The following is a 6,404-nucleotide window of genomic DNA, read 5'->3' as shown; positions in this document are numbered from 1 at the left end:
TTCCATAGCTTTTTCCAGGTATTCATCCCGTCCTTCCTTAATTCCTTGGATAGTTTCTTCTACAAAAACATCTGGCTGGATGCCTATGCCCTGTAGTTGACCCCCATCATGTTGTTTAACACGCATACCGGTAAACCTGATGGTATATATACTGGTATGCCGTTTTGCGATCCTGACTATTTTGTGCTTTTGCACTAAAGAGCGTTAATAAACAAGATACGGAGAGTAGAAAAAATTTCATCCTTTTTTGAATTAAGAAAGGAAGTTAGGAAAAAAACTTTCCTAAAAAGAATGTTTAACTTATCTTAACAAGTTAAACATCCAGGTATATGATCATGAAAATTTAGTGGGACAGGTATACGCCTTAAGAAGGGAGTTTTAAGCCGGAAATGCCAGTAACTACTTCTTCTTGCTCGTCTTTAGCATTTTTACCTTTTTTCTTTTTCTTTTCGCCACCACGTAATTCCTGCTCTAAGAATTTATCAAATTCAAGCTGGTCATTACCTTTTAATATGTTTCTGATGTTATCATTGCTTTCATTTTGCAATTTATAAAGCTTGTTCATGTCTTCAGGATTAAAGGTTCCTGCCTGTTGCTTTTTAGCAAGGGAAATCTGCTCTTTGGACACATCAAGCATATAATTGTAAATTACATTGCGCTGTGTAGGGTTGAGCTTAATCATTTTAGAAAGACCTTCTATTTTCTTCGTGGCAAGTTCTACAGGTGTAGGCAACTTTTGTGCTTCAACAGAAAACAAAGTTCCTATAACCATGGAAAGCACTAACAGGTATTTTTTCATTTTGAGCTTTTTTAAAGATATTGATGGCGCAATTTATAAAATTATATGCAATAGTTTTTGATCCCGAGGATTTTCAAATTGCAAAAAAAGAATACAAATTGCAAAAAAGGCAATGGCAAAAAAATTAAACCTGGTTGATATGTCTTTTATACAATTCAGCGCAGGCCAGGGCATCACTCAGGGCATCATGGTGATTTAAAGGAATGCGATGCTCTAAACATAAAGTGGCCAGTTTTTTCTTATATATTTTATAAGTACATTGTTTGTTATAAACAGGTTGTTCCAATCCAAAATATTCAAGCGTTTGAGAGAGGCAGCTGAAGTCAAAAGCACCATTATGTGCCACTACGGTTTGGTCATGGATGTAAGGCAAGATCTCTTTCCATACAGCAGAAAAATTTGGCGCATGGCGTGTTCTTTCCGGTGTAATGCCATGTACTTCGATATTGCGATAGAAGTAAAAATTATCTGGTGGACAAACCAGCCTGTTTATGGTTTCTTTAATGATCCCATTTTCAATACGTACTAAACCAACCTGGCAAATGCTCCATCTTTTTCCATGTGCTGTTTCAAAATCAATTGCTGTAAAAGTATTATGCATGGGAAAAATTGGGTATTAAAGGTGATAAATTTAACGAGTCGAAATTACATAATTTATATCGATAACTTAATAGAGGTGTAAACGTATGTAAACTTTCCACCTTGTTCTTTGTTCGTAAAGAACATAAATATGATGCTAATGGGCTCAAATCATTATCAAACAGTTATCGTAACGGGAGCCAGCTCTGGTATTGGTCAGGGAATAGCCATTGCCTTTGGAAAACAGGGCGCCAATGTGGTCGTCAATTATTATGATGACCAGGAGGGTGCTGCTTTTACCTTGTCAGAAGTGGTTAAAGGGGGAGGTAAAGGCTTTATTCACCAGGCCGATGTAGGTAAAGAACAGGAGGTGATAGAAATGTTTGACAAAGCCCTCCGTGAATATAAATCCATCGATGTGCTCATTAATAATGCGGGGATCCAAAAAGACAGCTCCTTTGCCGAAATGACTTTCGACGAATGGAACAAGGTAATAGCAACAAATTTATCAGGGCAGTTTTTGTGTGCCCGCGAAGCCATTAAACATTTCCAGGAGAAAGAGCCAGGACATGCTGAGGGAAAGGCTATCGGCAACATTATCTTCATTAGTTCTGTACATGATATTATTCCATGGGCCGGACATGTTAACTATGCATCCTCCAAAGGAGCTATCTTAATGCTCATGAAATCTTTGGCCCTGGAAATGGCACCAAAGAAAATCAGAATCAATGGTATATCACCTGGAGCAATTGCGACAGACATAAACGCGGAGGTATGGCAGGATGAGGAAAAGAAAAAAGAATTGCTTAAATTGATTCCCTATCAACGGATTGGCCTGCCTGAAGATGTTGCTAAAGTCGCTACCTGGCTGGCTTCACCAGATAGCGATTATATTACAGGCACAACCATATATGTTGATGGGGGCATGACTTTATATCCTGGTTTTGTGGACAATGGTTAATTCTTTATTTTAGGTACCAAAGGAAAAATTAAAAGCTACCCTGGAGCCATCAGGTGCAATGGCTAGTATTTTGACCTGTCCATTTCTAGCATCTAAAAAGGCTTTTTCTATGTCTTCGGCACTGGAAACTTCCCTTCCGTTAATAAGGGCAATGATGGTACCTGGAGGGATGCCGAGCTGTGCAAAAAGTCCAGTTGGTGCCACTTCAGTTACCAGCACCCCATTGTTCAATTGGAAGTGTTCTTTCAATTTCGGTGTTAAAGGAGAAAAACGAGCCCCCAGTTTTTGGTAAATTTCTTTCAGTGACATTGTACTTTGCTCGGCTGCATTGGGCTCTGCTTTTAAGGTAGCCACCGTTTGATTCGACTTGCCTTTGCGTAGATAAGTGATATTCACCTTATCGCCCGGTCCATGTCGGGCTATGCGTTCTGAAAATTCTGATGACGAATTAAGCTGTTGACCGTCTATGCGCTGTATGATATCACCTTCTTTCAATCCGGCAAGCGCAGCAGCACTGTTACTTTGAATTTGCGTAATAAAAACGCCATTAACAGAGCCAGGAGTAATGCCCTGCTGTTTTAAAAAATCATTTTCTACGGCAGGTGAGGGAAAGGAGATACCCAACACCCCACGTTTAACTGCTCCATATTTTTTTAAATCATCTAATATTTTTTTAGCTAGATTTACGGGGATCGCAAAAGCATAACCTGCATAACTTCCCGTTAGGGAAGCAATAGCCGCATTGATCCCAATAAGCTCACCGTTGGTGTTGACCAGCGCACCGCCACTATTGCCTGGATTAATAGCCGCATCTGTTTGAATGAAAGATTCAATTGCTGTATTTCCCTGCTGCGGCGCTCCTTCAGCAGAAGTGTTGATGATGCCAATACTTCTTCCTTTAGCACTCACAATACCCGCGGTAACTGTTGTATTGAGCGAATAGGGGAAACCTACAGCAAGCACCCATTCGCCAACCATCACCGAATCAGAATTGCCTAACTTCACCAGCGGAAAATCCTTACCTTTAATTTTAAGCAGCGCTAAATCAGTGTTGGGGTCCCGGCCTACCAGTTCTGCTACATATTCTCTTCTGTCGGCCAGGATGACCTCTATCTTTGTTGCATTTTCTACCACATGATTATTAGTGGTAATATAGCCATCCTCCGTTAAAATAACCCCCGATCCTGATGACATAGACGGTAGATTGCCACCAAAACCAGGTCCATAAATTCTTTCCAACAGTTTTTGTTGAGGGGAAGTATTGTTGTAAGTGCTTTTGATGTGTACAACGCCGGGTGTGGTTAAACTAGCTGCTATAATAAAATCCAGATCTCCTGCATTTCCTCTTGGCCGATTGGAAATAGCGTAATTTAGCGCATCTTTAGACCGTTGCGACACACCTTCGCCTCCTGTGAGGGGTATGGGTAACCATAGAAGATTGCCTTCGGCATACCATGTTGATGGAAAAGACGACGCTGGGGCTGGGAGTAGTAAGGATGGTGGTGCTAGCGATAGGAAGGAGGCACAGGAGAGGTGGGAGAAAGAAGAAAAGGATAAGCGTGACGCTTCTCGTTCACGTCAACGTTCAAGCAGTCCGGCATTGTCCCGCAGAGGCTCAACCTACTCAACCCAGGCCCTACCACTCTCATTCAACGACCTCCCCTGCCGCGCACAACACCTCATACTGAACCAACTTATGATGCAAAACTCAAAGGATACGGCGGTGCTATTCACTACTTTGCCAAGCCCGGCGGAAGGGACTAGCACGGATGAAAATAGATGCCTACAGTACCTCGGCGACCTTGAGGTATTGGGAAGAGGTGGGGTGCCTATGATGATGGTTCATAGTAATAGCATGACTGTGACTATGAGTCTTTGAGCATTGTGAATAACGCTTAGAGTCGACGGAGCAATGAAGCGGAAGGTCGGGGGAATGGACACGAGAGATGAAGGAGGAGTAGGAGGAAGAAGAAGAAGGGTGAAGAAAAGCAAGCACATAGAAACAGCTTGGATAACAACACACACGAACAACGAAATTTGATAAAGGGGAGGATGATTAGCATGAGCATAAACGAGAGAAATGATACTATGATTTACGCAAGCCGCCTGTCTGTTCAACCAAGGGATTTGTCCCGGGGAGTGATTGCGAGTGTCTCATAGCAGCAAGAAATAGGCACTGATTAATGCAAACTGGTACTCGTAACATGCCATTTGAAGTCCGTACGTCGAATACTCCAGGCCAATGTGTTGTTTCAAGAGACGTGCATCATCACGACCGTGCAGAGTCTTTCCTTCTATGGCGATCTGATCTCGGGTAAGCACGAACTCCAATAGCAAGGATACTATTCCATAACTAGTAGCAAGGTAGTGCAGGAATATAGTCGTCAACACGCCTATCTCGCCTTGATCTCCTCAGACTGGGCTGGCTAGATTCGTACGTCAATCCAGATGAATTCTGTAGCGACGAGCCTTAACCTACTCGAGATGCCGAAATCGCCATTCGTGACCATCCCTGACCGCATATGGCCCCAGAGATGGCACACCAGAACGCTCTCGAAAGTGATGGTGTGTGCTCCTCTACCACCACCCAGATACCAGTTACGGACCTGCTACTTTAGAAGTCCGCTTCCGACCCGTTCGCGCTATGGCGACGCCACCATTTCGAAGCGGCAACTCTGATTCTTTACGCCGACGCCCTGATTCCTAAGACGTTCACGATGACGACACTCGCTACGTCTCTTCCTGGCTGGGCCAAAGCGATGCTATACGCTCCATCCAGTCAGGGCGCCGCCAGCGAGGTATCAGCACGGGAGGTGGTAGCTCGGAAGTTCTTGAGGGAGGAGAAGAGCGGCATGGTGATGCTGTGACTTTGGAACGCGTGGTCAGGTGCGCCACGACGACAGGTCGGCCCCTGAGAAGTTTGTGAGCATGAATGATGAATGTGGAGTGCCTTGGCTTAAGTTGTCTATCGGTAGTTTTTATGTGTGGTAGAAGGCGGTAAAAAAGGGCGGGCTGTTTCTTTCTAAACGCAGAGTCGAAGTGATAGGAAGCAGGGCTGTCGAAGTAACGGACGTGCCGCAGGAGGTCGAGAAGGTGAAGTCGTGCGCTGCGACGCTGCCAACAAGTCATCTCCTCTTCTCCACCCTCCAACTCCCTCGTCATCTTCCTATTCTCCTCCTTCAACTTCCTCGCCTCCACCTCAAAATCCTCAATCCTCCCCTCCTGCCCATCCAATCTCCTATATAATCTTTACAAACGTCCACCGTCCACCGGGAGTTCTCCGGACAGACACATTTCGTCGCATATGAGAATCGAGAATTTTGTTAAGGTGGACAAGGTCTGAAAGCTTCTCAGATTATTGCAGGCAGGTAGATGATCCATATTGATCTTTTTCTTGTGCGTGTAGGGTTAATTTGATCGTCAAAGCCACCAAAATTTAAATTTGAAGCTGCTCAGATCAGGCATCAGACCAGAAGCATATACTACACAAATCCCATTTTATGCTAGCTCCTCGCTGGCTAACTTGTGGTGCGATATTGGGCAGCTTGCAGTCGGCGACTTGTCCAAATTAGGAAAATCTGTCTGTCCGAATCTTGCCTGTCCGGAAACTTCTGAACCTCCACAACCGCAACAACACCACTAGATTCGCCACTTCTGAATTCAAGGAGTTCACTTAGATGAGTTCACACCATGCAGCACAACATTGACGACGAAGGAGACGTGATTTCTACGACTTTCGGAAGGCGCGCTTTCTCGATTCAAGTGGAAAGAGCAGAGCAACAGCGATTGAGAGAGGGGGTCCCCGTATATAGGTAAACCAAAGCAAGAGAGCACGACAGAGAGAAAAGCCTAGCCTTTTTATAGTGGGGCGTTCCCAGCCGTAGCGGAATGCGGGAAAGAGGGATTCATATTTCTTAGAAGTTGGAGGCTTACGCACATCAAGTTGGTGTGGGTGTGGTGTTGTTGGCTTTATGAGACCACCAAGGCACGACTGATGACTAATCCCTTCCACATGACCCTTACCTGCCGTCCAGTAGCTTCAGTCTGACACCGTTAAGGCACAGT

Annotated in this window: 6 protein-coding genes; 2 read left to right on the top strand and 4 right to left on the bottom strand. The window is 44.3% G+C overall.

Features of this window, described 5'->3' with window-relative positions; genetic code table 11:
- The 3 genes from ACR2F7_RS16575 to ACR2F7_RS16565 form a co-directional block, all read right to left on the bottom strand.
- A partial coding sequence (locus ACR2F7_RS16575; protein WP_432714653.1) for a hypothetical protein occupies positions 1-195 on the bottom strand: 195 nt, incomplete at its 3' end.
- 169 nt (positions 196-364) lie between these two features.
- Entirely contained in the window at positions 365-799 is a 435-nt protein-coding gene (locus ACR2F7_RS16570) for a hypothetical protein (RefSeq protein ID WP_432714652.1), read from the bottom strand.
- 124 nt (positions 800-923) lie between these two features.
- Complete coding sequence (locus ACR2F7_RS16565; protein WP_432714651.1) at positions 924-1,400, bottom strand: 3'-5' exonuclease; 477 nt, start codon at positions 1,398-1,400, stop codon at positions 924-926.
- Between the two features lie 138 nt (positions 1,401-1,538).
- On the opposite strand from ACR2F7_RS16565, the gene ACR2F7_RS16560 reads away from it, so the two are divergent.
- Positions 1,539-2,339: a glucose 1-dehydrogenase gene (locus ACR2F7_RS16560; RefSeq protein WP_432714650.1), complete on the top strand. Its 801-nt coding sequence runs from the start codon at positions 1,539-1,541 to the stop codon at positions 2,337-2,339.
- 9 nt (positions 2,340-2,348) lie between these two features.
- Here the strand turns inward: ACR2F7_RS16560 and ACR2F7_RS16555 are convergent, their stop codons facing one another.
- Positions 2,349-3,737, bottom strand: a complete 1,389-nt coding sequence (locus tag ACR2F7_RS16555) for a trypsin-like peptidase domain-containing protein (RefSeq protein ID WP_432714649.1) — start codon at positions 3,735-3,737, stop codon at positions 2,349-2,351.
- Positions 3,738-5,781: 2,044 nt separating this feature from the next.
- On the opposite strand from ACR2F7_RS16555, the gene ACR2F7_RS16550 reads away from it, so the two are divergent.
- Complete coding sequence (locus ACR2F7_RS16550; RefSeq protein ID WP_432714648.1) at positions 5,782-5,982, top strand: hypothetical protein; 201 nt, start codon at positions 5,782-5,784, stop codon at positions 5,980-5,982.
- Positions 5,983-6,404 lie beyond the last annotated feature (422 nt).

It is taken from the genome of Pedobacter sp. (assembly GCF_045628745.1).
Classification (GTDB): Bacteria; Bacteroidota; Bacteroidia; order Sphingobacteriales; family Sphingobacteriaceae; genus Pedobacter.
This window is presented reverse-complemented; position numbering and strand designations above follow the sequence as displayed.